Annotated in this window: 1 protein-coding gene; it reads right to left on the reverse strand. The window is 58.3% G+C overall.

Annotated elements, in window-relative coordinates; translation table 11 throughout:
• Positions 1-223 (reverse strand): immunoglobulin-like domain-containing protein (locus IAE38_RS23745; RefSeq protein ID WP_201219597.1); only part of this gene is annotated, 223 nt, incomplete at both ends.

The following is a 223-nucleotide window of genomic DNA, read 5'->3' on the forward strand; positions in this document are numbered from 1 at the left end:
CAGGGTCGCGGTAGTAGTGTCGATCGAATCATTGATCGTGGTGACCGCTGGCGTCGGGTTCGGGGTCAGCTGCTCGAAGTTACCGCCAGTAGCGCTCTGGATGGTGACGCTAACGGTCGAGCCGTTGTTGTAGACGTCGTTCGCTGGGGTTTGGAAATCAATGCTGCCCTGGGTCTTGCCCGCGTCAACAGTAATGACCTGACCGTTGGACAGAGTCACGGTG

The organism is Pseudomonas sp. S32, from assembly GCF_016648095.1.
In the GTDB taxonomy this organism is placed as follows: Bacteria; Pseudomonadota; Gammaproteobacteria; order Pseudomonadales; family Pseudomonadaceae; genus Aquipseudomonas; species Aquipseudomonas parafulva.